Here is a 21,918-nt window from a genome sequence, read left to right as displayed (position 1 = left end):
ATTCATGAGCCAGACCGCGACCATTTTGGTCATCGATGACGAACCGCAGATCCGCAAATTTCTGCGCATCAGCCTTGCCTCTCAAGGCTACAAAGTGCTGGAGGCCGGCACCGGTGCCGAGGGCCTCGCGCAGGCGGCGCTGAACAAGCCCGACCTGCTGGTGCTCGACCTCGGCCTGCCGGACATGGACGGTCAGCAGGTGCTGCGCGAGTTTCGCGAATGGGCCACCGCGCCGGTGCTGGTGCTGTCGGTGCGGGCCAGCGAAGGGCAGAAAGTCCAGGCGCTGGATGGCGGTGCCAACGACTACGTGACCAAGCCGTTCGGCATTCAGGAATTCCTCGCCCGGGTCCGCGCCTTGTTGCGCCAGGCGCCGGCCGGCGAGGCCCAGCAAGCGGCGCTGACGTTTGGCCCGTTGACCGTGGATCTGGCGTATCGGCGGGTGCTGCTCGACGGTGCCGAAGTGGCGCTGACCCGCAAGGAATACGCGGTGCTGGCGCAACTGGCGCGGCATCCGGGGCGGGTGATTACCCAGCAGCAATTGCTCAAGGACATCTGGGGGCCGACGCATACCGAGGACAGTCATTATCTGCGGATTGTCGTTGGGCATCTGCGCCAGAAGCTGGCGGATGATCCGACGCGGCCGCGGTTTATCGTGACTGAGGCGGGGGTTGGGTATCGGTTGTTGAGTGAGAACAGCCTGTAGGTTTTGGGTTGGTTGAGCTGACGCCTTCGCGAGCAAGCCCGCTCCCACAGTGGTTGGTGTGATACACAAATCTCAGTAGTACCCTTGAACCCTGTGGGAGCGGGCTTGCTCGCGAAGAGGCCCTGACAGCCAGCCGAGAACTTCAGGGCTCTCTACTCTGCTCACTCTCATACCGATCCAGCGTATCCCGCGCAATTTCCCGTCCCAGCGCGATCAGCTCCGGCGCCTTGTAGAACTCGAAAAACCGGCACACGCGCTTCGGCACGTTGATCAGAATGTCCGGCGGATAGCCGGCGATCTTGTACTGCGCCAGCGAGGTCTGCATCACCTCGAAACTCTGGTTGATCAGGTCCAGCAGCGACGCCGGCCCGACGTTGTCGATGATGAACGAACCGGTGGCGGATTTCGGTGCGCCTTCGCGCTCGGGAGCCGCTGCCGGTTGCTGACTTTCCGGCTCGCTGCCTTCCAGCCACGGGTTGATGTCTGCCGCCTCGGCGCGCAAGGCTTCCTGTTCGAGCAACAACAATTGTTCGGCCTGTTTGCGGCGGAACGGCATCTTCGAACCCAGCGAGCTGAGCAGGCTGTCGAAGCGCGAACGAAACGCTGGCGGACGCTGGATCACCGGCAATTTGTAGTGGCGCTGGTTGGTCGCGTTGAGGTTGACCGCGATGATCAGGTCGCAGTGGCTGGAGACCACCGGCACGATCGGCAACGGGTTGAGAATGCCGCCGTCCACCAGCATCCGGTTGCCCTGCATCACCGGGGTGAACAGACTGGGAATCGCCGCCGAGGCGCGCATTGCCTGATGCAGGCAGCCTTCCTGAAACCAGATCTCCTGCTGGTTGGTCAGGTCGGCAGCGACCGCGGTGTAGGGGATGCGCAGGTCTTCGATGTTGATCTCGCCGACGATCTTGCGGATCTGCCCGAAGACTTTTTCGCCGCGAATTGCACCGAGGCGAAAACTCACGTCTACCAGCCGCAGCACATCCAGATAGTCGAGGGTTTCGATCCAGGTGCGGTACTCGTCAAGTTTGCCCGCCGCATAGATCCCGCCGACCACCGCGCCCATCGAACAACCGGCAATGCAGGCAATGTCGTAACCGCGTCTTTCGATCTCCTCAATGACCCCGATATGGGCATAGCCCCGGGCGCCACCGGAGCCCAGCACCAGTGCGACACGCTTTTTCATCAAACTTCCTCCCGACAAGGCTCCACAATGCACCCTTCGGGGGGCGGGCGACAATCGGCAGGGTCGCTGGAGACGGCAGGGGCGTCGTTTTTTCGATACTCCGTGACCGCTCGGCGCTATGCTTTGGTCGCCGCAGATTCATGGGGCGCCAAGGCACTTTTCCCGCGCCGCAACGTCTTACCTGCACGACTGTTGACCTACTTTGAGGTGTGAGTGATGAAAGCCTGGATCTGTGTGCCGTTGATCGTGCTGGCATTGGCCGGTTGCGCGGGCAAGACTGCTTATCGGGACAGCTGTGGCAGTCAGCTGGATGCGGCGTGGCATGAACTGGACTTGGCCAAGGCCGAGGGTTTCGCCGGCACGGTCAGCTACTCCAAGGCGCTGTCGTTGCTGACGGCGGCCAAGACTCAGCAGCAATTCGAAGGCTTTGAAGGCTGCAGCAAAAAGGCCGAGAAAGCCCGCTTCTATATTCGCGAATCCCGCGCCGGCCGCTAAGCTGCTGACTTGACGCAAGGATGCGCCTGCCTTCTCACGGCAGACTCATCCTTCAAGCCATGTGAATCAGGAGCAAGCGATGTCTGCGTTGGTGGATCGGTTGGTGGCTCATGTCCTGAGCCTGGAAGTGCGACTGCTGGCCTGTCAGGCGCGCCTGACCGCGCGGACCGACCCCGAGGCGCTGCACGACTTGCGCACCACGGTACGGCGCTTGCGCAGCCTGTTGCGACCCTTGCGTGGTTTGCCGGGAGTGGAACAACTGGAGGGCGCGGCGTCGGCAGTCGGTCAATTGACCACACCGTGGCGTGATCGCGAGGTGTTGGCGGCGTATCTGCTCAAGCATGATCAACCGCAGGCGGCGCAGCGGCGCGTGGCGCAAATGGACGAAGCCTATCCAACATTGGCGGCGAGCACCGAAGTGGCTTCGCTGCTGATTATCCTCGATGCCTTCCCGCGATTCCTGCGTGCTTCCGAGCGCCAGGGCCTGCTCAAGGGCCTGGGCAAACGCATCGAAAAACGTCTGCACAAACAATGGAAGAAACTCGACGAGGCGCTGCACGATCCGGCCCACGACCGCCATCGTCTGCGCTTGCTGATCAAACGCGTGCGCTATGGCATCGAAGCCTATCCGGAACTCGATCGCCTGCCTGAGCCGGCGCTGGCGCGGTTGAAGTCGGCGCAGGGCGCGCTGGGTGATTGGCACGATTGCTGGCAGTGGCTGGCGCGGGCCGAACTGGAAAGCGATCTGCAACCCTGCGTCGCGACCTGGCAGGCGGGCCTGATCAAGGCTGAAGCCAAGGCGGATTGGGTGCTGGAAAAACTCAGCGCTGCCTGCTTCAAATCCTGAATCCACTCAGATCCCTGTGGGAGCGGGCTTGCTCGCGAAAGCGGTGTGTCAGTCACAGATGTGTCTACTGATACACCGCTTTCGCGAGCAAGCCCGCTCCCACATTCGAATATCTTCCTGACCTTAAGGCCTTTCTGTCAGTCCATTTGACCGGAATAGACGCTGCGGCGCTCTGCCATGCTGGTTAAGATCGCTGCATTCCTTTTTTCGCTTGCCGAGGTTGTCATGCGCTTTTCCGATCTGATCGAGGCGGTCCGTCGCCAGCCAGAAGTGACCATTCCCGCCGAGTGGGGTCAGGGGCGAGCCAGTTTTGGTGGCCTGGTGGCGGCGCTGCAATACGAGACCATGCGCGCGAAAGTGCCTGCTGATCGCCCGGTGCGTTCGTTGGCGATCACCTTTGTCGGCCCGGTCGAGCCGCAAGTGCCCGTGAGTTTTGAAGTCGACGTGTTGCGTGAAGGCAAGGCAGTCAGCCAGGTGCTGGGCCGGGCTGTGCAGAACGGTCAGGTAGTGACGATCGTGCAGGGCAGCTTTGGCGCTTCGCGGCCTTCGGAAGTGGCCGTTGCCGCCTATCCGGCAGCCGAAATGAAACACTGGGATGAATGCCAGGAGTTGCCCTACATCAAGGGCGTGACCCCCGAATTCATGCGGCATCTGGCGATGCGCTGGAGTGTCGGCGGCATGCCGTTCACCGGCAACACATCGCGGCAGATGGGCGGCTGGGTGCGCTTGCGTGGCGATGTGAAGGAAGAACCGGTCAATGAGGCACATCTGCTGGCGCTGGTGGATGCGTGGCCACCGGCCTTGTTGCCGTATCTGAAGAAACCGGCACCGGGCAGCACGCTGACCTGGACCATCGAATTCGTGCAACCGCTACGCGACCTGAGCACGCTGGACTGGTGCAAATACCTGGCAGACATCGAATACGCCGCAGACGGCTACGGCCATGTCGCCGCCAAGCTGTGGAGCGCGGAGGGGGAGTTGATCGCCATGAGTCGGCAGACTGTGACGATTTTTGCCTGAATCACTCAATGCCGACGGTGGCGCTCCCGCCAGGCGCGCCACCAGCCGCCACTGAGAAAGAACCGTGGAAAGGTCAGGAACTGCTCGACCAGCAAGCGTGACACGGCATCTTTGCGATCGCTGAACGGCTCGGAGGCTTGCGCCTCCAGGCTGTGGCCGTGGCGCTGCAAACCCAGCGCCGCGACAATCCCGATCACACCGATCGCCACACTCGCCAGACTCAGGCTGAACACGCCGGACACGATCAACAGAAATGCAACGATGAACAGCGGCACGGCAATCAGGTGCAACACCAGATTGGTCGGGTGCTGGTGATTGTTCGGGTACGCGCGCCATTGCCACGCGGGAAGATTGGGGTGACGTTTGCCCATGTTGACTACTCCTCGATCCATGTTGAACACATGGTTGAAGAATAGGCCGGGGCGGATAGGGCGGCGAATCAAGGTTGGCTATGGCGGTGATAGGTGCAATGGCTGGATTCGATGGTGTTGCAATTGACGCCATCGCGAGCAGGCTCACTCCTACAAAGGATCTGCTGCGCACACAAATCCCCTGTAGGAGTGAGCCTGCTCGCGATGAGTCCCTTAAAGTTTGAGTTGACCGATGGCCTTGCTCAATTCCCCGGCCAACGTCGCCAACTCATTGCTGGTGGTCGCTGAATCCACGGTCTGCTGCACGGTGTTTTCGGTCACATCACGAATGCTCACCACCGCCCGATTCATCTCTTCCGCGACCTGACTCTGCTGCTCGGCCGCCACCGCAATCTGCGTGTTGCTCTCGCGCATCTGCGCCACGGCGCCAGTGATTTCCGCCAGCGCCTCGCCAGCCTCCTGCGCCTGCTGCACGCAGTCGTCGGCCTTGTACGAACTCTCCTGCATGAAGTCCACCGCATCGCGGGTCCCGGCCTGCAGTGCCGAGACCATGGTGGTGATTTCATCGGTGGAGGTCTGCACACGCTTGGCGAGGTTGCGCACCTCATCAGCGACCACCGCAAAACCGCGGCCCATCTCGCCGGCACGCGCTGCTTCGATGGCGGCGTTGAGCGCCAGCAGGTTGGTCTGCTCGGCAATGCTGTGGATCACACTGACCACGCCGTTGATCTTCTGACTGTCCTCGGCCAGACGCTGGATCATCTCGGCGGTCTGCTGCACACCGCTGGAGAGCCCGGCAATCGACTGTTGCACGCGGCTGACCACTTGCTGGCCACTGCCGGCCAGACCATCGGCGGTCTGCGACAGGTCGCGGGTGGCGCCGGCGTGCTGGGCGATGTGATAAACCGTGGCGGTCATTTCATTAATCGCGGTGGCGGCCTGATCGGTCTCGCTCTGTTGACCGAGCATGCCGTGGCGCACTTCGTTCATGCTCGCCGCCAGACGTGCGGCGCCGACGTCGAGTTGCCGCGCGGTGTTGGCAACGGTGGTGACCACCCTCTGATAACCGGCCTGCATCGCGTTGAACGCATTGGCCATTTGCCCGACTTCGTCCTTGCAGGCCAGCGGCACACGGGCCGAGAGGTCACCGCTTTTCTCGACGTGCAGCATCACGTCCTTCAACGTGTTGAGCTGACTGAGCAGGAAGCGGATCAGCAACTGCGAAGCGCCGAGCATCGCCAGCATCAGGATGAACACCGCCACCGCGTAGTTGGCAAAGCGTTCACTGAACACTTGCGCCAGGCTCGGGCCATAGGTGATGACCGCGACTTGCTCGCCGTCGCCACGACTGAACACTTCGGCGCCCAGCAGCGGGTTGTTGCCGAACAGCGGCAGATGATTGATCTCGTTCCAGCCGTTGCTATCGCTGATCTCCAGCACCGGTTGATCGTTGAGGCGCGGTGCTTCTCCGCGTTTGAAGGTCAGCACCTGATCGGCCTTGGGCAGCGCCTGCCCGGTCGGCCAGGCCTTGAGCAATTGTGCCTGGGCTTGCGCGGCGGTTTTCGACGCGTGACTGCGGGCCTGCTGCTCAAGTTGCACGGCGTACAGCACCAGCAACAGGGTGGTGACGAAAGCGACCGCATTGACCGCCCAGAATTTGTATTTCAGCGAGATATTGCTAAGCCAGGCACCCATGGAGGTCTTCTCTGATAGCGGAAACAGTTTTGGCAAGGTGCCAGCATTGTGCCGCTATGCAGATCTGAAGATCTTGATACAGGTCAACAGGTTCTACGCTGAGCCCCTTTGTGGGAGCGGGCTTGCTCGCGAATGCGCTGTGTCATCCAAGCTCATTTCTGCCTGACACACTGCTTTTGCGAGCAAGCCCGCTCCCACAGGGGGATTCTGGCGTGTCAGGACAGGGCGGGGAGGTTGAAGAACGCGCGGGCGCATGCCGTTGTGTGCGTAGCCAGATCTTCCTCGGTCTCGCCGCGATGCAATGCCACTTCGCGCAGCACCTCGGTCAGATACGCGGGTTCATTACGGCCGTTTTTGGGTTTCGGTCGCAGGGTGCGAGGCAGCAGATAGGGCGCGTCGCTTTCGAGCATCAGCCGGCCGCGCTTGATCTCCTTGACCAGTGGATGCAGGTGTGTGCCCCGGCGCTCGTCGCAGATCCAGCCGGTGATGCCGATGTGCAGGTCCAGATCGAGGTAACTGAACAGGGCTTTTTGCTCGCCGGTAAAGCAGTGCACCACGGCGGCGGGCAGTTGATCGCGGAAGTCCCTGAGGATTTCCAGCAGACGCTGACTGGCATCACGTTCGTGCAGGAACACCGGCAACTGCAGTTCTACCGCCAGCGCCAGATGTTCTTCGAGGACTTTTTCCTGTTGCGGGCGTGGCGAGAAATCACGGTTGAAATCCAGCCCGCATTCGCCCACGGCGACCACGTTTGGCTCTTGCAGCAGGCTGCGTAAACGACGTGCGCTGTCAGCGTTCCAGTCACTGGCCGAATGCGGGTGAATACCAGCGGTGGCAAACAGCTGCTGGCCGCTTTCATCCAGTTGCCGGCACAGCTCCAGTGCCTGTTCGCTACCCTCGACGCTGGTGCCGGTCAGCACCAGTTGGCAGACCCCGGCCGCGTAGGCGCGGTCGAGTACGGCCTGATGTTTTTCGGCGAAACTGGGGTTGGTCAGGTTGACGCCGATATCGATGAGTTGCATGGTTCTACCTCGGGCCGAAGGCCGGAAAGCATACCAGAGCTGTAGATTTATAAGAAAAGCCAAGAACTACAACGAGTTATAGCTGTCTTTTGATGCCGCGACGCAGCCCGGGTTGGCAGAAAAGCCATCACTGTGCCAGTCTCTCGCACTTTGCCAGCGCTCCAGGCGCTCTGTTTTCGTCGGTGATTTCGACCGTTCAGCGGTGAAATCACCCCGTATTCTTTCCGGAGAGTGGATGCATCGTCCCTCGGTTTTGCTCCTGTTGTGCGCGTCGCTGCTGCTGCCGATAACGGCGGTTGCGCGCCTGCCCGGGCCACAGCAAGCGGTGCCGGCCGCCAAGGTTCGCGACCTGTCGGAGATTCGCAGCAGTCGCGTGTTGCGCGTGCTGGTCAACCAGAGCCGCAACAGCTCCGGTGAAGTCCAGGGTCAGGCCATCGGCGTCGAATACCATCGCCTGCGCGCCTTCGAGCAATACCTCAATGGCCACGCCCGCGATGGTCAGGAAATCACCCTCAAGATTATTCCCAAAGCCAAAGATCAACTGCTCGGTGCCTTGCAGCGCGGCGAAGGTGATCTGGTCGCGCCGGGCGAATTGCTTGAGCTGCAACCCGGCCGCGCGGTGGCCAGTAGCGAGCCGATCGCCAGCAACGTGCCGCTGGTGCTCGTCGGCATCAAGGGCGAGCGCCGTTACACCAAAGTAGAACAGCTTTCCGGCAAGACCCTGGCGTTGCCGACCGGCAGTGCGGCGGGGGAGGCGGTCAACCAGCTCAATCAGAAACTGGCGTTGCACAAACTGGCGCCGATCAAGATCGAATGGGTCGATCCGACGCTGGCGGTCGAGGACGTGCTGGAGATGGTGCAAGGCGGGATTTTCCACCTGACTATCGTTGAGCAACCGATCGCCGAGCGCTGGGGCAAGATCCTGCCCAAGCTGCGTTTCGACCGGCAATTGGTGATCAGCGAGCCGGGTGAGGAGTACTGGTTTGTACGCCGGGATGCCTCGATGCTGCGGGCGAGCATCGATCGCTTCCTGGTCGGCTACAAGAAACCGTCGAACGAGGATGCGGAGTTTCTGCGGATCTATCGACGGCTCTACAAAGTGCATTATCCGTTGGCCAAGGCTGACCGTCAGCGTCTGGAGAAACTGCGCCCGACCCTGCAAAAACACGCCGACGCGCAAAGCATGGACTGGCTGAATCTGGCGGCGCTGGCGTTCAAGGAATCGGCGCTGCAACCCAATGCGCGCAGCGGTAGCGGCCCGACCGGGCTGATGCAGATCACCCCGTCTGCGGCGCAGCGGGTCGGGGTGAACAACATTCAGAATCTCGATGCGAATGTGCAGGCCGGGGCCAAGTACCTGGCGATGATCCGACGCAAGTTTTTCAACAGTCCGAAACTCAATGAGCGCGAGCGCATGGCGTTCACCCTGGCGGCCTACAACATCGGCCCGGAGCGTGTGCAGGGCATGCGCGCCGAGGCACGGCGGCGCGGGCTGAATCCGAACCAGTGGTTCTTTCAGGTCGAGCGCATCGCCATGGAGCAGGTGGGCATGGGGCCCGTCAGCTATGTTAATAGCGTGAACAAGTACTACCTGGCGTTCGACCGGGAGCGGGAGTCACTGGAGCCCCGGAGCCAGAAAGTCGCCTCACGGAAATGATCTAATAAATTGATTGTTATGGCGGAATAATTGCGCTTTTAACATGAATTTAACTGATTAATATAGCGGCCAATCCCAACACACTTCTCGCAAAACAAGGAATGCCCCATGAGCTCTCTGATCAACAAGGTTCTGTTCACCCGCGCCGGTTATGGCCTGACTGTTCTGCGTATCGCGGTCGGCGTGATCTTCGCTGCCCACGGTTCGCAAAAGCTCTTCGGTATGTTCGGTGGTTACGGTCTGGCGGGCACCGCGCAGTACATGGACAGCATCGGTCTGCACCCGGGTTACCTGATGGCCACGCTGGCCGGCGGTACTGAGTTCTTCGCCGGTCTGGCGCTGATCATCGGCCTGCTGGCGCGCCCGGCGGCGCTGGGGCTGACCTTTCTGTCGCTGGTGGCGATCTTCACCGTGCACATCAGCAACGGTCTGTTCATGGCCAACAACGGTTACGAGTTCGCTCTGGCGCTGCTCGGCGGCAGCCTCGCGGTGATGATCGAAGGCGCCGGCAAGCTGTCGGTGGATCGCGCCATCGCCGGTTGAACGCTCTGGATCAAGCAAAAGGCCCGCATTGTGCGGGCCTTTTTTGTTGCGGCCGATTCTTGACACTCATCGGTCACGTTATCTAGGATGTTGTTCATGCGCCGATTTAAACAGCTACTTGCGGGGCGCCAGGTGACTCAGACAGTTGCCGTCAGAAGCCGGAACAGGGCTTCGAAATACCGCTAAAGCGCTGGTTCGGTGTTGCCTCTCACCTGCCATGCAGACTTTTGAGGCAGAGACACGACACGATGAATGCACTACGCCCTCCAGCACGTCCCGCGCCGATCACGGCACATATCACCCAGCGCAACCCGAAAATCCTGCTTGGCGGCAAACATCAGCCGACGCTGTTGCGTTATCTCGATGGCTGGCCACGTCGCAGCGGCGGTCCTGCCGCGTTCCTGATCCAGTTCGTTGAAGACGGCGAGTCGCTGGCGCGGTTTGCCAGTGACAGTTTTGACCTGGCGGTGATTCAGGCGCCGAGCGCTGAAGACGCCCCGGAAATGATCAAGCAATTGGTGCGTGTTGCGCGGCAGGGTTTGATCACCCGCCGCTGAAACGCTCAGGGATATTCGATCGCCACGATATAGACAAACTGCTCACCGGTTGGCGTCTGTACCCGGACTTCGGCGTCCAGCGCCTTGCCGATCAAGGCGCGGGCCAGCGGTGAGTCGATGCTGATCAGACCCAGCTTCAGATCCAGTTCATCCGGGCCGACGATGCGGTAGCGCGACTGCTTGCCGTCTTCGTCCTCAATGGTTACCCAAGCGCCGAAGTAGACCTTGTTCGGATCGCTGGGTTTTTCGCTGACGACCTTCAGTGCTTCGAGACGCTTGGTGAGAAAACGCACGCGGCTGTCGATCTCGCGCAGCATTTTCTTGCCATAGGTGTACTCGGCGTTTTCCGAGCGATCACCCTGTGCCGCTGCCTCGCTGACCGCTTGCGTCACTTGCGGGCGGCGTACATGCCACAGCTCATGGAATTCGGCGCGCATCCGCGCTTCACCTTCAGGGGTGATCAGCGCGGTGCCGGCGGTGCGGGGAGGGCGATAACGGCTCATGGCAACTTCTTGTGGTGACGAAGGCTGGAGTCTATCAACCCTCGCGCAAGACTGTCAGCGGACTCGCATTCAGCGCTCGACGTGTGCCGAACACGCCGGCACCACCAATCAGTGCGGCACCAATCAATGGCAGCACCAGCAACCACGGATGCGGATGCCATGGCAGATCGAACGCGTAGCGATACAACACCAGACTCACTACTTCCGAACCGATGGCCGCGAGCAAACCGCTGACCGCACCGAGCAAGCCAAACTCGATGCGCCGGGCCTTGACCAGCAATTGCCGTTGCGCGCCCAGCGCGCGTAACAGCGCGCCTTGGCGAATGCGTTCGTCCAGGGTTGCCTGCAAGCCGGAGAACAGCACCGCCATCCCCGCCGCCAACACGAACAACAACACGTATTCCACCGCCAGGGTGACCTGGGCGAGGATGCTGCGCAGTTGTTCGAGCAAGGCTTCGACCTGAAGGATGGTCACCGCCGGGAAGGCTCGCGACAGCTCGACGATCTGCTGATCGTGACCGGGGGCCAGATAGAAACTGGTCAGGTAGGTGGCCGGCAGATCCTTGAGGGTGCCGGGCTGGAAGATCATGAAGAAGTTCGGCTGGAAGTTATCCCAGTTGATCTCGCGCAGGCTGGTGACCTTGGCTTCACGATTGACCCCGCCCACGCTGAACACCATGTGATCGCCGAGTTTGAGCTTGAGGCTTTCGGCGACTTTGCCTTCAACCGACACGCCCGGTACGTCATCCGAGGGTTGCCCGGCCCACCACGAACCGGCAGTGAGCTTGTTGCCAGCCGGGAGGTCGGCGGCCCAGGTCAGGCTCAAGTCGCGTTGCACCGCGCGGTCGCCGGCCGAATCCTTGCTGACGATCTGCTGCACCGGGTCACCGTTGATGCTGATCAGCCGCCCTGGTACTACCGGGTACAGGGGCGCCGCTTGTGCGGACACCTTGATCAAATGATCGGTGAAGGCTTGTTTGTCCCCCGGCAGGATGTTCAGGGCAAAGTAGTTCGGAGCATTTTTCGGCAACTGGTTTTGCCAGGTGTCGAGCAGCTCGCCACGCAGCAGGGCGATCAGCGCCATCGACAGCAGGATCAAACCGAACGCCAGCGCCTGACCGGCAGCGGCCAGTGGATGACGCAGCAGCTGCCCCAGGCCGAGACGCCACGGCAGCGGCGCGCGGGCGAGCATCCGCCGCAGGCTGTTGAGCAACAACAGCAGCAAGCCACCCAGCACCAGCGCCGCGACCACACCCCCGCCCAGCAGGGCGAAGGTCAGCAGCAGATCCAGACTCAGGCGCCACATGATCAACCCGAGAGCGCCCAGCGCCGCGCCATAGACCATCCAGGTGCTCGACGGAATCGGCAGCATGTCACGGCGCAGTACCCGCAGCGGTGGCACCCGACCCAGCGCGGCAAGTGGCGGCAGGGCGAAGCCGGCCAGCGCCACCAGCCCGGTGCCGATCCCGGCGAGTGCCGGAAACAGACCGCCGGGCGGGACGTCCGCTGGCAGCAGATCATGCAGCAGGGCAAACAGGCCCAGTTGCGCCAGCCAGCCGAGCACTGCGCCGCTGAGGGCAGCGAACAGGCCGAGCACTGTCAGTTGAATGCTGAACAACAGCATGGTTTCCCGACGCGACAAACCGAGGCAGCGCAGCAAGGCACTGGCATCGAAACGGCGACTGGCGAAGCGGTTGGCCGACAGCGCCACGGCCACACCGGCCAACAGCACCGCGACCAGACTGGCCATGTTCAGGTAGCGCTCGGCCTTGCCCAGCGCGCCGCCGATCTGCCGGTTACCGTCGCGCGCATCCTGAATGCGCTGATTGGCGGCCAGACCGGGTTTGAGCAGTTGTCGGTAGGTTTCCAGCGCCTGCGGTTCGCCGCGCCACAACTCGCGATAACTCACGCGGCTGCCGGGCTGGACCACGCCAGTGGCGGCGAGGTCCTCGAGGTTGATCATCACCCGAGGCGTGAGGCTGTAGAAGTTGCCGGCGCGATCCGGCTCGTAAGTCAGCACGCGGGTCAGCTTCAGGGTTTTCATGCCGACGTCGATGCTGTCGCCGATCTTCAGATCCAGCGCAGTCAGCAGACGTGCTTCAACCCACGCTTCACCGGGTTGCGGCTCGCCGCCCGAGGTTTCAGCGGCAAACGGGGCCGGGGCACTTTTCAGCTCGCCGCGCAGCGGGTAGGCGCGGTCGACGGCTTTGATGCTCGATAACTGAATGCCGTTGTCGGTGGCAATGACGCTGGAAAACTCCACCACCTGCGCATGATTCAGGCGCAACTCGGTGCCGCTCCTGATCTGTTCCTCCCGCGCCGGTGAACTGCCTTCAAGCACCAGGTCGGCGCCGAGGAACTCGGTGGCACGCAGCATCATCGCGCCGTTGAGGCGGGCGCCAAAGTAGCCGATGGCGGTACTCGCGGCCACCGCCACCAGTAAGGCGAAGAACAGCACGCGCAATTCACCGGCGCGGGCATCGCGCAGTAACTGGCGGATGGCGAGACTGAACAGGCGCAACAGCGGCAGACGTGCCATCAAGGCTCCAGAGGGGCGACCAGCAGCCCGGCTTCAAGTCGGATCAGGCGCCGGCAGCGATGGGCCAGACGTTCGTCGTGAGTCACCAGCACCAGGGTGGTGCCGCGTTCCTTGTTCAGTTCGAACAGCAAGTCACTGATGCGCTCGCCGGTGTGGCTGTCGAGGTTGCCGGTGGGTTCGTCGGCGAACAGCACGTCCGGCTCGGCAGCGAAGGCCCGGGCAATCGCCACGCGCTGTTGTTCGCCGCCGGAGAGCTGGCGCGGCGAGTGCGTCAGGCGCTGACCGAGACCGACTCGTTGCAGCAGTTCGGTGGCGCGTTCGCGAGCGTCTTTGCGGCCATCGAGTTCCAGCGGCAGCATGACGTTTTCCAGCGCATTGAGGCTGTCGAGCAACTGGAAGGATTGAAAGACGAAACCCACGTGTTCGGCACGGATGCGCGCGCGCTGGTCTTCGTCGAGATTACCTAAAGATTGCCCGGCGAGGATGACTTCGCCGCTGCTCGGCAGGTCAAGGCCGGCGAGCAGGCCGAGCAGGGTGGATTTGCCGGAACCGGACGCGCCGACGATGGCCAGGCTGTCGCCCTGGTTCAGTTCCAGGCTGAGTTCGTGCAGGATAGTCAGTTCACCTTCCGCGCTGGGAACCACTTTGCTGAGGTTCTTCGCGGTGAGAATGCTTGCGCCCATGGAGAATCCGATGCGTGTGTGGTTTTTGAGTGCTGGCCTGGCCTTGATTTGCATGGCCCAGAACGCAGCGGCGGGTACCGTCCTGATCGTTGGCGATAGTATCAGCGCCGGTTTCGGACTGGATACCCGCCTGGGGTGGGTATCGCTGCTCGAGCAACGGCTCAAACAGGAGGGTTTTGACGACAAAGTGGTCAATGCCTCGATCAGCGGCGACACCAGTGCCGGAGGCCAGGCGCGCCTGCCGGCGCTGCTTGCAGAGCACAAGCCGGAACTGGTGATCCTCGAGCTTGGGGGCAATGATGGCCTGCGCGGAATGCCGCCAACGCAATTGCAACAAAACCTTGCGGCGATGATCGACAGCTCCCGCCAGAGTGGCGCCAAGGTCCTGTTGCTCGGCATGCAACTGCCGCCCAACTATGGCAAGCGTTACACCGATGCCTTCGCCGAGGTCTACGGCAAGCTTGCGGACGAGAAAAAGATTCCGCTGGTGCCGTTTTTCCTCGACGGCGTGGGCGGGCATCCCGATCTGATGCAGGCCGATGGTCTGCACCCGGCAGCCGGGGCTCAGGGCAAGTTGCTGGAAAATGTCTGGCCGACGCTAAAACCGCTGTTATGAGGCTTTTCTAGTGGCAGGCTTTCGGCTAATGTGGCGCCCCCTTATTTGGAGCCCCCGATGCCGCGTCCTGCCTGGTCCCTGTTCGCCTACCAACTGATCGAGCCTGACGAACAGCTGGATCTGTTCGCCTGCCAGGAAGTGCGGGTGCATCTGGTGACCCGTCAGCTCGAACTCGGTGGCTCGGCAGACCGCACGTTGTGTGGCAGCCTGCTGCCGGCACAACCGCGCTGGTCGAGTGTGGATCGCCGGGTGTTCCAGGATCAGCGTCTGTGTTCGTTGTGCCGGGCGATCCTTGAGTCGCAGAAGCGCGGCACCTCGCCGATCTGGCCCGAGTTGCGATTCGAACTCTGATTTTGTGGGCGCGGCGGTGCGACGATTCGACTTGCTCGCGAAAGGCCGTGTCAGTCAAAAATTTGGAGACTGAGACACCGCATTCGCGAGCAAGTCGAATCGTCGCACCGCCGCTCCCACATAAAGCACCTTGTCGCCTGGAACAGGGTGATCTCCCCGAATTCCCGAGGTGCGGTGTACAATCGCGCCCTTATACCCCTTGTTGATCATGCGAAGGATTTTCCGGATGTTGCCGCGCTTTCCTGCCGTCACCCGCTGCCTGTCACTTGCCGCCCTGTGTGTGGCCGGTCCCGTTGCTGCATTGGAGTTTCCCCTGCCACCACCTGGTGAGGACATCATCGGCCAGGTGCAGGTGATCAAGGCCAAATACGAAGACACCTTCGCTGACCTGGGAACCAAGTACGACCTGGGCTATTCGGAAATGGTCGCGGCCAACCCGGGTGTCGATGCCTGGCTGCCGGGCGCCGGTACTGAAATCGTCCTGCCGACCCGGTTCATTCTGCCGCCGGGTCCGCGTGAAGGCATCGTGATCAACCTTGCCGAGTACCGTCTCTACTATTTCCCGAAAGGCCGGAACGTGGTGTACACCTTCCCGCTGGGTATCGGGCGTGAAGGCTGGGGTTCGCCAATCGCGCATACCTCAATCATCGCCAAGACCCCGAACCCGACCTGGACCCCTCCAGCGTCGATCAAGGCCGAGCACGCCGCCGACGGTGATCCGTTGCCGAACGTGGTGCCGGCCGGCCCGGACAACCCGCTGGGGCCGTTCAAGTTCACTCTGGGCACGCCGGGCTACCTGATCCATGGTTCGAACAAGAAGTTCGGCATCGGCATGCGCACCAGCCACGGCTGCTTCCGCATGTTCAACAACAACGTGCTGGAAATGGCGGCCATGGTGCCGGTCGGCACTTCGGTGCGCATCCTCAACGACGCGTACAAGTTCGGCAGCAGTGGCGGCAAGGTCTATCTGGAAGCGCACACGCCGATCGACGACAAGGGCAACCCGTCGGTGGTCGACAAGCACACGGCAGTGATCAATGCGATGCTCAAACGCGAAGATGTCACCAACAATCTGCGCGTGAACTGGGATGTTGTGCGTGATGTGGTTGCGGCCGAAGATGGCTTGCCAACTGAAATCGGCACGCCGAGCACTTCGGCACCGATTGTCTCGAGTGCGCCGATCGACTTGCAGCAATAAGATCGATCCGGACCCGCCGATGTGTGAAGCATCGGCGGGTTTTTATGGCCCGGGAAAAAGCGTCGGGCACAAAAAAGCCGACCCAGAAACCGGGTCGGCTTGATAACAATCCCGAGGGATTATTACTTGCGGCTAGCTTTGTCCAGCATACGCAGAGCACGCTCGTTAGCTTCGTCAGCAGTCTGTTGTGCTTTTTGAGCAGCAGCCAGAGCTTCATCAGCTTTACGGTATGCTTCGTCTGCACGAGCTTGAGCGCGAGCAGCTGCGTCTTCAGTAGCGGTCAGACGTGCTTCGGTTTCTTTCGATGCGCTGCTGCAACCGGTAGCCAGAACTGCGGCCAGAGCCAGAGCAGAGAATTTCAGAACGTTGTTCATCGTGTTCCCCTTCAAGGACTTTCAATTAAGTGGCTTTCTCCTCCGATTGAGGAAATAGCCGGCGTACATACTACCCATTACTTGTAGTAAGTAAACTGACGGAGCGCAAGAAGCAAAAAAAATTGTAGGCGTTGATTCTTTTTCGAGCAACTTTTAACCGGGCTGTATAAAAAATATCCAGCTACAGGCCCCGGCTTGAGCGTGTTAATGAGAAAAAGTTCCCGCTGTCCCGTGCTGTTTCTGCGTCTTGCACCAAGTCTGCCTAGATGCATTCGTCTACACTTTTGTTCCGATTTTGCATGACACCTCACATATCTTTGTCGCTCTTGAGGTGACTTTAAAGAAGAGGCTGCGTCTTAAGTCTCGACATCCGGCAATGTTCAGGCGAGCGCCTGGGAAATATCGTCCCCGCGCCTGCCACTACGCCCATCGGAGTTACCCGTTCAACGAGCATGATGACGAGCGCACCTTGAGCATTTTCGCCAATGGTGCCTACTATTTATGACGTGCTCGATTGCGCGAGACCGGTGTGGTTTTTCTCGGTGTCCATCAGGCACAGGGTGGCGTAGATGTTCCTTCGCCGGAAAAACATCGGTAAGGTAGGGGTCAGAATTCGAGACCCGCGAGGAGTAGTGATGAGCGAGGCGTTGTCCATCCACCATGACCAGGCTGGTCATCAGTTCGAGACCAATGTGGACGGTCATCGTGCCTACCTGACTTATATGGATCTGGGGAAACAGACCCTGGATATCTATCGCACCTTCGTGCCTAACGCCCTGCGCGGCCGTGGCATTGCCGCAGCGCTGACCGAAAGCGCGCTGCAATACGCCGAAGAAATGGGTTATACGGTGATCCCGTCGTGCTCCTACGTCGAGCGCTACATGGAACGTCATCAGCGCCGCGCCGCCAAGATCTGAATCGCACACACAAAAACGCCGGGCATTGCCCGGCGTTTTTTTATGCCTGTGAAACGTTGATCAGCTGCGCTGACGTTTCGGCAGAACATCCTTGAGCTTGGCGTGCATGCTGCGCAGGGTATTCTCGGTGGCGGACCAGTCGATGCAGGCATCGGTGATCGACACGCCGTATTGCAGGTCGGCGAGGTCTTTCGGGATGGCCTGGCAGCCCCAGTTCAGATGGCTCTCGACCATCAGGCCGATGATCGACTGGTTGCCTTCGAGGATCTGGTTGGCGACGTTCTCCATCACCAGCGGTTGCAGGGCCGGATCCTTGTTGGAGTTGGCGTGGCTGCAATCGACCATGATGTTCGGCTTGATCTTCGCCTTGTTCAGCGCCTGCTCGCACAGGGCGACGCTGACCGAATCGTAGTTCGGCTTGCCGTTGCCGCCACGCAGCACCACGTGACCGTAGGCGTTGCCCTTGGTGGTGACGATCGACACGCCACCTTCCTGGTTGATACCGAGGAAACGGTGCGGGCTGGACACCGACTGCAAGGCGTTGATCGCCACGGTCAGGCCACCGTCGGTGCCGTTCTTGAAGCCGACCGCCGAGGACAGGCCGGACGCCATTTCACGGTGGGTCTGGGATTCGGTGGTACGTGCGCCGATGGCCGACCAGCTGATCAGATCCTGCAGATACTGCGGGGAGATCGGGTCGAGGGCTTCAGTAGCCGTCGGCAGGCCTTTTTCAGCCAGGTCCAGCAGCAACTGGCGACCGATGTGCAGGCCGTCCTGAATCTTGAACGAGTCATCCAGATACGGATCGTTGATCAGGCCTTTCCAGCCGACGGTGGTCCGTGGCTTCTCGAAATACACGCGCATGACCAGATACAGGGTGTCGGAGACTTCCGCCGCCAGCACCTTGAGGCGATCGGCGTATTCGTGGGCAGCCTTGATATCGTGGATCGAGCACGGGCCGATCACTACGAACAGACGGTGGTCGGTGCCATCAAGAATGTTGCGAATGACTTCGCGGCCCTTGGTGACGGTGCGCAGCGCAGCATCGCTCAAAGGGATATCACGCTTGAGCTGATCGGGAGTGATCAGGGTCTCGTTAGAGGCGACGTTTAGGTCGTTGATCGGTAAATCAGCCATCGTTTACTCGTCAGGTCACGGGTGCCGGCCGCCAGCGATCCCCGCGCGGCGGAGCACAGCAGATTTAAGCGCGTCGGGGAGCCGAACCTTAGCGCGTCAGACGCGGCTCGACAATGGGCAAACGCGGCTTTAATCCAGCACTGGCTGGGCAAAAGCCTTGCGCACGCTGTCGTGGGAGAACTCGTCGGCGTGTTGTTCGACCCATTGCAGGGCCAGCGCCTGAATATCGTGCAGATCGTCGTGGGCCTCGTTCATGCGGCAATAACGTTCGATCTGGCACACCTGTTCGCCCATCCGGGCGATGAACAGTGTCTGCTCATCGGTGAATGCGATCCCCAGCAGATAGCCCTTTTTGCGCCGCAGGCACCACGCCACATAGCCCGGATAACAGATATCGGCGTTGAGTGTCGGCATGCGCACTTGCAACGCCGTGCCGTGGCGCCACGCGCGGTGGTAATTGCAAGCGATCCCGCCGAGGCTGATAGTGTGCAGCTGTTGCCTGGAAATACACTCGGGCTTGAGCAAGGTTAATTCAACCGGCACTTCGTCCGGATGAGGAATGAAACGTCCCATGAGCACAGACTCCCTGTGTCGGCCATTTGACATTGTTTCCCCCAGTATAGTGGTCGAATCCGAGCTGACCGATTTCGACGCCGACCAGCGGCTGCTGGCGATGAGCGGCGTTTCGCTGGTGATTTTCACCAGCGTCGGCTGCTCCAGCTGCCGCTATGCCAGAGAGGTTTTGCCCGGGTTCGAGCTGGCGGTCGATCGCCTTTGCTGGATCGATGCCGGCAACAACGGCGGGCTGGTGGAGCGTTATCAGGTTTTTCATTTGCCGGCGCTGTTCGTGGTGCGCGACGGCGAGTTCTTTGGGGCATTGCACACGCGCCTGACCGCCGCTGCGCTGAGCGCGGCCGTGGCGCAGGCGCTGGGTCGAATTGCAGAGGAGTTGCCATAGATGGTGGGAGCAGACAGCAAACCGGTGATCGGGATTATCGGCACTGGGGCCATTGGCGGGTTTTACGGGTTGATGCTGGCGCGCGCCGGTTTCGATGTGCACTTTTTACTGCGCAGTGAATTCGCCGCAGTGGCCGAACGTGGTTTGCAGGTGGACAGTGCCGTGCATGGCACGCTGACGCTGAACCCGGTGCAGGCGTATGCGAAGGCCGAGGACATGCCGGCCTGCGACTGGTTACTGGTCGGCGCCAAGACCACCAGCAGCGCAGGTCTGGCCCCGGCGATCATTGCCGCGGCCAGGCCCGGCGCGAAAGTGCTGGTGCTGCAAAACGGTCTGGACGTTGAAGACAGCTTGCGTGAGTGGCTGCCCGATTCCCTGCATTTGCTTGGTGGTCTGTGCCTGATCTGCGTGCATCGCCAAGGTCCTGGACACATCACCCATCAGGCCTTGGGGGCGGTGAATGTCGGCTATCACAGTGGCCCGACAGCGGACGACGCGGGGCGCATGGCGATTGTCGAGGAGGGCGCCGGTCTGTTCCGCGCCGCTGGCATCGATTCGCAGGCGATGCCCAATCTGCATCAGGCACGCTGGCAGAAACTGGTGTGGAATATTCCCTACAACGGTCTCTCGGTGTTGCTCGGCGCCGGCACCACGCCGCTGATGGCCGACGCGGACAGTCGCGCGCTGATCAAGGCGTTGATGGCCGAAGTGGTGCAGGGCGCCAGGGCCTGTGGTCACGCTATACCGCCCGGATATGCCGAGTACCTGTTCATGATGACCGAGAAAATGCCCGACTACTGGCCGAGCATGTACCACGATTTCCTGCACAAGCGGCCGCTGGAACTGGAAGCGATTTACGCTCGGCCCTTGGCCGCAGCCAAAGCGGCAGGGTGCGAACTGCCGCGTATCGAAGCGCTTTATCGCACCTTGAGTTTCATCGACCGACGCAACACCTGAGTCGGTTTTCTGGGGGAGTGGGGGAAGGCATGGCCAAGAACATCGATGACAAACTGGTACTGGCGATTTCGTCTCGCGCCTTGTTCGACCTGAGCGAAAGCCACAAGGTCTATCTGGCGAGCGGCGTCGAAGCCTACCGGCAATACCAGATCGAACACGAAGACGAGATTCTCGCGCCCGGCGATGCGTTCCCGCTGGTGGAAAAACTCCTGAGCCTCAACAGTCGTCTCGACCGCGCCCGGGTCGAGGTGATTCTGGTCTCGCGCAACAGCGCCGACACCGGTCTGCGCGCGTTCAACTCGATCGATCATTATGGGCTGGACATCTCGCGGGCGGCCTTCGTCGGCGGGCGCAGTCCGTATCCCTATCTCAAAGCGTTTGGCTGTGACTTGTTTCTGTCCACCCATGCCGAGGATGTGCGCGCCGCGCTGGACGCCGGGTTTGCCGCGGCGACGATTCTCTCCGGCGGCGCCAGTCGTGCCGCCAGTGATGAGTTGCGCATCGCCTTCGACGGCGACGCGGTGCTGTTTTCCGATGAATCCGAGCGCGTTTATCAGGCCGGCGGGCTGCTGGCGTTTCAGGCCAAGGAACGTGAGTCGGCGCGCGAGCCATTGCGCGGTGGTCCGTTCAAGGGTTTTCTGGCGGCACTCAATGCGCTGCAACGCGAGTTCCCCGAAGACGACTGCCCGATCCGCACGGCGCTGGTCACCGCGCGTTCGGCGCCGGCCCATGAGCGGGTGATCCGTACCTTGCGTGAGTGGGATATCCGTCTCGACGAGTCGCTGTTTCTCGGCGGGCTGACCAAATCGGCGTTTCTCGAAGCCTTCGCTGCCGATGTGTTCTTTGACGATCAGACCGGCCACTGCGAGGCCGCCCGCGAAGTGGTCGCCACCGGTCACGTACCGCATGGCATCAGTAACGAACCGTCGATCTAAAGCCCCAGTGCTTCAAGACGTTGCGTCGCACGTCGTACTCGCCAAGGCACTGCTAAGCTGAATCAAATCTCCGCCATGTTGGCACGCGAGGAGGTCATATGATTCGTTCGATGCTGTATGCCACTGACCTCGGTCTGTACGCACCTTTAGTGATGCAGCATGCCCTGGCGCTGGCGCGGACATTCAATGCCGACTTGTATGTGGTGCATGCAGTGGAACCCATGGGGCTGTTTGCCGAATCGGTGTTGCAGAGTTATCTCGACGAGCAGGCATTGAACGAATTTCACAGTCAGGGTCTGAAAACAGTCATCGCCAATATCGAGCAACGGGTACTGGACAGTTTTCGCGAAGAGCTGGGCGATGACGGCGAGCAGGATCTGCAGCGGATTTGCGCGGTTCGGGTAGTGCAGGGCGATCCGGCGCAGGTGATTCTCGACCAGGTGCAGAAACTCTCTGTGGATTTGCTGATCGTAGGCACTCACAGCCACGGCGTAGGGGCGGAAACACCGTTGGGGCGCACGGCGACCCGGGTCCTGCAATTGGCCAAGGTGCCGGTTTATCTGGTGCCATTGGTGGAGCGTCGGCGCCGGGGGGATCGCTGAAGCGGGAATAATGGCCTTTTGATAAAAAAGTTCTAGATTTATTCATCAA

General features: G+C 61.1%; 25 protein-coding genes. 15 read left to right on the top strand and 10 right to left on the bottom strand.

The window, feature by feature from the left end:
• Positions 1-4: 4 nt before the first annotated feature.
• Positions 5-703: a response regulator gene (locus AC1RBR_RS18930; protein WP_007963684.1), complete on the top strand. Its 699-nt coding sequence runs from the start codon at positions 5-7 to the stop codon at positions 701-703.
• Between the two features lie 142 nt (positions 704-845).
• Here AC1RBR_RS18930 and AC1RBR_RS18925 read toward each other — a convergent pair whose 3' ends face one another.
• Entirely contained in the window at positions 846-1,892 is a 1,047-nt protein-coding gene (locus AC1RBR_RS18925; protein ID WP_027612455.1) for a patatin-like phospholipase family protein, read from the bottom strand.
• A 216-nt stretch (positions 1,893-2,108) separates the two neighbouring features.
• Between AC1RBR_RS18925 and AC1RBR_RS18920 the strand changes: the two genes are divergently transcribed.
• The 3 genes from AC1RBR_RS18920 (at position 2,109) to AC1RBR_RS18910 (ending at position 4,254) form a co-directional block, all read left to right on the top strand.
• Positions 2,109-2,387 carry a hypothetical protein gene (locus AC1RBR_RS18920; protein ID WP_438299317.1) on the top strand — a complete coding sequence of 93 codons (279 nt, stop codon included), beginning with the start codon at positions 2,109-2,111 and terminating at the stop codon, positions 2,385-2,387.
• Positions 2,388-2,466: 79 nt separating this feature from the next.
• Positions 2,467-3,234: a CHAD domain-containing protein gene (locus AC1RBR_RS18915; protein ID WP_492566079.1), complete on the top strand. Its 768-nt coding sequence runs from the start codon at positions 2,467-2,469 to the stop codon at positions 3,232-3,234.
• A gap of 225 nt (positions 3,235-3,459) precedes the next feature.
• Entirely contained in the window at positions 3,460-4,254 is a 795-nt protein-coding gene (locus AC1RBR_RS18910) for an acyl-CoA thioesterase (protein ID WP_456020321.1), read from the top strand.
• A gap of 5 nt (positions 4,255-4,259) precedes the next feature.
• On the opposite strand, the gene AC1RBR_RS18905 is transcribed toward AC1RBR_RS18910, so the two are convergent.
• From AC1RBR_RS18905 to AC1RBR_RS18895, 3 genes are all read right to left on the bottom strand, one after another.
• Positions 4,260-4,625 (bottom strand): Mpo1-like protein, encoded by a 366-nt coding sequence (locus tag AC1RBR_RS18905; protein ID WP_047295495.1) that lies wholly within the window; start codon positions 4,623-4,625, stop codon positions 4,260-4,262.
• A gap of 213 nt (positions 4,626-4,838) precedes the next feature.
• Positions 4,839-6,320, bottom strand: a complete 1,482-nt coding sequence (locus tag AC1RBR_RS18900) for a methyl-accepting chemotaxis protein (RefSeq protein ID WP_492566077.1) — start codon at positions 6,318-6,320, stop codon at positions 4,839-4,841.
• A 215-nt stretch (positions 6,321-6,535) separates the two neighbouring features.
• Positions 6,536-7,342 carry a TatD family hydrolase gene (locus tag AC1RBR_RS18895; RefSeq protein WP_492566076.1) on the bottom strand — a complete coding sequence of 269 codons (807 nt, stop codon included), beginning with the start codon at positions 7,340-7,342 and terminating at the stop codon, positions 6,536-6,538.
• 235 nt (positions 7,343-7,577) lie between these two features.
• Here AC1RBR_RS18895 and AC1RBR_RS18890 point away from each other — a divergent pair, with 235 nt between their 5' ends.
• From AC1RBR_RS18890 to AC1RBR_RS18880, 3 genes are all read left to right on the top strand, one after another.
• On the top strand, positions 7,578-8,999 hold the full coding sequence (locus tag AC1RBR_RS18890; protein WP_492566074.1) for an MltF family protein: 1,422 nt from the start codon (positions 7,578-7,580) through the stop codon (positions 8,997-8,999).
• A 108-nt stretch (positions 9,000-9,107) separates the two neighbouring features.
• Positions 9,108-9,542: a DoxX family protein gene (locus AC1RBR_RS18885; RefSeq protein WP_492566072.1), complete on the top strand. Its 435-nt coding sequence runs from the start codon at positions 9,108-9,110 to the stop codon at positions 9,540-9,542.
• A gap of 248 nt (positions 9,543-9,790) precedes the next feature.
• A complete protein-coding gene (locus tag AC1RBR_RS18880; protein WP_016985510.1) occupies positions 9,791-10,099 on the top strand; it encodes a hypothetical protein in 309 nt (102 codons plus the stop codon).
• Between the two features lie 5 nt (positions 10,100-10,104).
• Here AC1RBR_RS18880 and greB read toward each other — a convergent pair whose 3' ends face one another.
• From greB to AC1RBR_RS18865, 3 genes are read right to left on the bottom strand one after another with little or no spacing between them, the layout of a single operon-like run.
• Positions 10,105-10,602 carry a transcription elongation factor GreB gene (greB, locus tag AC1RBR_RS18875; RefSeq protein ID WP_016770885.1) on the bottom strand — a complete coding sequence of 166 codons (498 nt, stop codon included), beginning with the start codon at positions 10,600-10,602 and terminating at the stop codon, positions 10,105-10,107.
• 34 nt (positions 10,603-10,636) lie between these two features.
• The gene (locus tag AC1RBR_RS18870; protein WP_492566070.1) at positions 10,637-13,141 is read right to left on the bottom strand and encodes an ABC transporter permease; all 2,505 of its coding nucleotides are present in this window, start codon (positions 13,139-13,141) and stop codon (positions 10,637-10,639) included.
• Entirely contained in the window at positions 13,141-13,824 is a 684-nt protein-coding gene (locus tag AC1RBR_RS18865; RefSeq protein WP_003226816.1) for an ABC transporter ATP-binding protein, read from the bottom strand. The genes AC1RBR_RS18870 and AC1RBR_RS18865 overlap by 1 nt, the downstream gene beginning before the upstream one ends.
• 10 nt (positions 13,825-13,834) lie before the next feature.
• Between AC1RBR_RS18865 and AC1RBR_RS18860 the strand changes: the two genes are divergently transcribed.
• The 3 genes from AC1RBR_RS18860 to AC1RBR_RS18850 all read left to right on the top strand — a co-directional run bounded on the left by AC1RBR_RS18860 (position 13,835) and on the right by AC1RBR_RS18850 (position 15,989).
• Complete coding sequence (locus tag AC1RBR_RS18860; protein WP_492566068.1) at positions 13,835-14,440, top strand: arylesterase; 606 nt, start codon at positions 13,835-13,837, stop codon at positions 14,438-14,440.
• A 57-nt stretch (positions 14,441-14,497) separates the two neighbouring features.
• The gene (locus AC1RBR_RS18855) at positions 14,498-14,791 is read left to right on the top strand and encodes a hypothetical protein (RefSeq protein WP_003226812.1); all 294 of its coding nucleotides are present in this window, start codon (positions 14,498-14,500) and stop codon (positions 14,789-14,791) included.
• A gap of 226 nt (positions 14,792-15,017) precedes the next feature.
• Entirely contained in the window at positions 15,018-15,989 is a 972-nt protein-coding gene (locus AC1RBR_RS18850; protein ID WP_095137294.1) for a L,D-transpeptidase family protein, read from the top strand.
• Between the two features lie 122 nt (positions 15,990-16,111).
• Here the strand turns inward: AC1RBR_RS18850 and oprI are convergent, their stop codons facing one another.
• Complete coding sequence (oprI, locus tag AC1RBR_RS18845) at positions 16,112-16,363, bottom strand: outer membrane lipoprotei OprI (RefSeq protein ID WP_025113130.1); 252 nt, start codon at positions 16,361-16,363, stop codon at positions 16,112-16,114.
• A gap of 635 nt (positions 16,364-16,998) precedes the next feature.
• Between oprI and AC1RBR_RS18840 the strand changes: the two genes are divergently transcribed.
• Positions 16,999-17,280: a GNAT family N-acetyltransferase gene (locus tag AC1RBR_RS18840; protein WP_003226804.1), complete on the top strand. Its 282-nt coding sequence runs from the start codon at positions 16,999-17,001 to the stop codon at positions 17,278-17,280.
• A 60-nt stretch (positions 17,281-17,340) separates the two neighbouring features.
• Here AC1RBR_RS18840 and AC1RBR_RS18835 read toward each other — a convergent pair whose 3' ends face one another.
• Entirely contained in the window at positions 17,341-18,417 is a 1,077-nt protein-coding gene (locus tag AC1RBR_RS18835; protein ID WP_007908583.1) for a 3-deoxy-7-phosphoheptulonate synthase, read from the bottom strand.
• A 129-nt stretch (positions 18,418-18,546) separates the two neighbouring features.
• The gene (locus tag AC1RBR_RS18830) at positions 18,547-18,990 is read right to left on the bottom strand and encodes a PilZ domain-containing protein (protein WP_115984012.1); all 444 of its coding nucleotides are present in this window, start codon (positions 18,988-18,990) and stop codon (positions 18,547-18,549) included.
• Here AC1RBR_RS18830 and AC1RBR_RS18825 point away from each other — a divergent pair.
• The 4 genes from AC1RBR_RS18825 (at position 18,989) to AC1RBR_RS18810 (ending at position 21,869) form a co-directional block, all read left to right on the top strand.
• Positions 18,989-19,375 carry a thioredoxin family protein gene (locus tag AC1RBR_RS18825; RefSeq protein ID WP_492566066.1) on the top strand — a complete coding sequence of 129 codons (387 nt, stop codon included), beginning with the start codon at positions 18,989-18,991 and terminating at the stop codon, positions 19,373-19,375. The genes AC1RBR_RS18830 and AC1RBR_RS18825 overlap by 2 nt on opposite strands.
• Positions 19,376-20,332 (top strand): putative 2-dehydropantoate 2-reductase, encoded by a 957-nt coding sequence (locus tag AC1RBR_RS18820; RefSeq protein ID WP_492566065.1) that lies wholly within the window; start codon positions 19,376-19,378, stop codon positions 20,330-20,332.
• Between the two features lie 29 nt (positions 20,333-20,361).
• Entirely contained in the window at positions 20,362-21,267 is a 906-nt protein-coding gene (locus tag AC1RBR_RS18815; protein WP_027613454.1) for a 5'-nucleotidase, read from the top strand.
• 98 nt (positions 21,268-21,365) lie between these two features.
• On the top strand, positions 21,366-21,869 hold the full coding sequence (locus AC1RBR_RS18810; protein ID WP_492566063.1) for a universal stress protein: 504 nt from the start codon (positions 21,366-21,368) through the stop codon (positions 21,867-21,869).
• Positions 21,870-21,918: the final 49 nt, after the last annotated feature.

It is taken from the genome of Pseudomonas sp. GW823-FHT01D03, assembly GCF_058798255.1.
Note: the sequence above shows the minus strand (reverse complement) of the source record. Positions and strands in the feature narration are given on the sequence as shown.

Bases quoted from the DNA above. Each gene is read 5' to 3' on its own strand.
- AC1RBR_RS18890 (WP_492566074.1), top strand. From the start codon at position 7,578: ATGCATCGTCCCTCGGTTTTGCTCCTGTTGTGCGCGTCGCTGCTGCTG.
- AC1RBR_RS18850 (WP_095137294.1), top strand. From the start codon at position 15,018: ATGTTGCCGCGCTTTCCTGCCGTCACCCGCTGCCTGTCACTTGCCGCC.
- AC1RBR_RS18820 (WP_492566065.1), top strand. From the start codon at position 19,376: ATGGTGGGAGCAGACAGCAAACCGGTGATCGGGATTATCGGCACTGGG.
- greB (WP_016770885.1), bottom strand. From the start codon at position 10,602: ATGAGCCGTTATCGCCCTCCCCGCACCGCCGGCACCGCGCTGATCACC.
- AC1RBR_RS18880 (WP_016985510.1), top strand. From the start codon at position 9,791: ATGAATGCACTACGCCCTCCAGCACGTCCCGCGCCGATCACGGCACAT.
- AC1RBR_RS18885 (WP_492566072.1), top strand. From the start codon at position 9,108: ATGAGCTCTCTGATCAACAAGGTTCTGTTCACCCGCGCCGGTTATGGC.
- AC1RBR_RS18870 (WP_492566070.1), bottom strand. From the start codon at position 13,141: ATGGCACGTCTGCCGCTGTTGCGCCTGTTCAGTCTCGCCATCCGCCAG.
- AC1RBR_RS18840 (WP_003226804.1), top strand. From the start codon at position 16,999: ATGAGCGAGGCGTTGTCCATCCACCATGACCAGGCTGGTCATCAGTTC.
- oprI (WP_025113130.1), bottom strand. From the start codon at position 16,363: ATGAACAACGTTCTGAAATTCTCTGCTCTGGCTCTGGCCGCAGTTCTG.
- AC1RBR_RS18835 (WP_007908583.1), bottom strand. From the start codon at position 18,417: ATGGCTGATTTACCGATCAACGACCTAAACGTCGCCTCTAACGAGACC.
- AC1RBR_RS18925 (WP_027612455.1), bottom strand. From the start codon at position 1,892: ATGAAAAAGCGTGTCGCACTGGTGCTGGGCTCCGGTGGCGCCCGGGGC.
- AC1RBR_RS18895 (WP_492566076.1), bottom strand. From the start codon at position 7,342: ATGCAACTCATCGATATCGGCGTCAACCTGACCAACCCCAGTTTCGCC.
- AC1RBR_RS18920 (WP_438299317.1), top strand. From the start codon at position 2,109: ATGAAAGCCTGGATCTGTGTGCCGTTGATCGTGCTGGCATTGGCCGGT.
- AC1RBR_RS18900 (WP_492566077.1), bottom strand. From the start codon at position 6,320: ATGGGTGCCTGGCTTAGCAATATCTCGCTGAAATACAAATTCTGGGCG.
- AC1RBR_RS18815 (WP_027613454.1), top strand. From the start codon at position 20,362: ATGGCCAAGAACATCGATGACAAACTGGTACTGGCGATTTCGTCTCGC.
- AC1RBR_RS18865 (WP_003226816.1), bottom strand. From the start codon at position 13,824: ATGGGCGCAAGCATTCTCACCGCGAAGAACCTCAGCAAAGTGGTTCCC.
- AC1RBR_RS18915 (WP_492566079.1), top strand. From the start codon at position 2,467: ATGTCTGCGTTGGTGGATCGGTTGGTGGCTCATGTCCTGAGCCTGGAA.
- AC1RBR_RS18930 (WP_007963684.1), top strand. From the start codon at position 5: ATGAGCCAGACCGCGACCATTTTGGTCATCGATGACGAACCGCAGATC.
- AC1RBR_RS18860 (WP_492566068.1), top strand. From the start codon at position 13,835: ATGCGTGTGTGGTTTTTGAGTGCTGGCCTGGCCTTGATTTGCATGGCC.
- AC1RBR_RS18905 (WP_047295495.1), bottom strand. From the start codon at position 4,625: ATGGGCAAACGTCACCCCAATCTTCCCGCGTGGCAATGGCGCGCGTAC.
- AC1RBR_RS18825 (WP_492566066.1), top strand. From the start codon at position 18,989: ATGAGCACAGACTCCCTGTGTCGGCCATTTGACATTGTTTCCCCCAGT.
- AC1RBR_RS18810 (WP_492566063.1), top strand. From the start codon at position 21,366: ATGATTCGTTCGATGCTGTATGCCACTGACCTCGGTCTGTACGCACCT.
- AC1RBR_RS18855 (WP_003226812.1), top strand. From the start codon at position 14,498: ATGCCGCGTCCTGCCTGGTCCCTGTTCGCCTACCAACTGATCGAGCCT.
- AC1RBR_RS18910 (WP_456020321.1), top strand. From the start codon at position 3,460: ATGCGCTTTTCCGATCTGATCGAGGCGGTCCGTCGCCAGCCAGAAGTG.
- AC1RBR_RS18830 (WP_115984012.1), bottom strand. From the start codon at position 18,990: ATGGGACGTTTCATTCCTCATCCGGACGAAGTGCCGGTTGAATTAACC.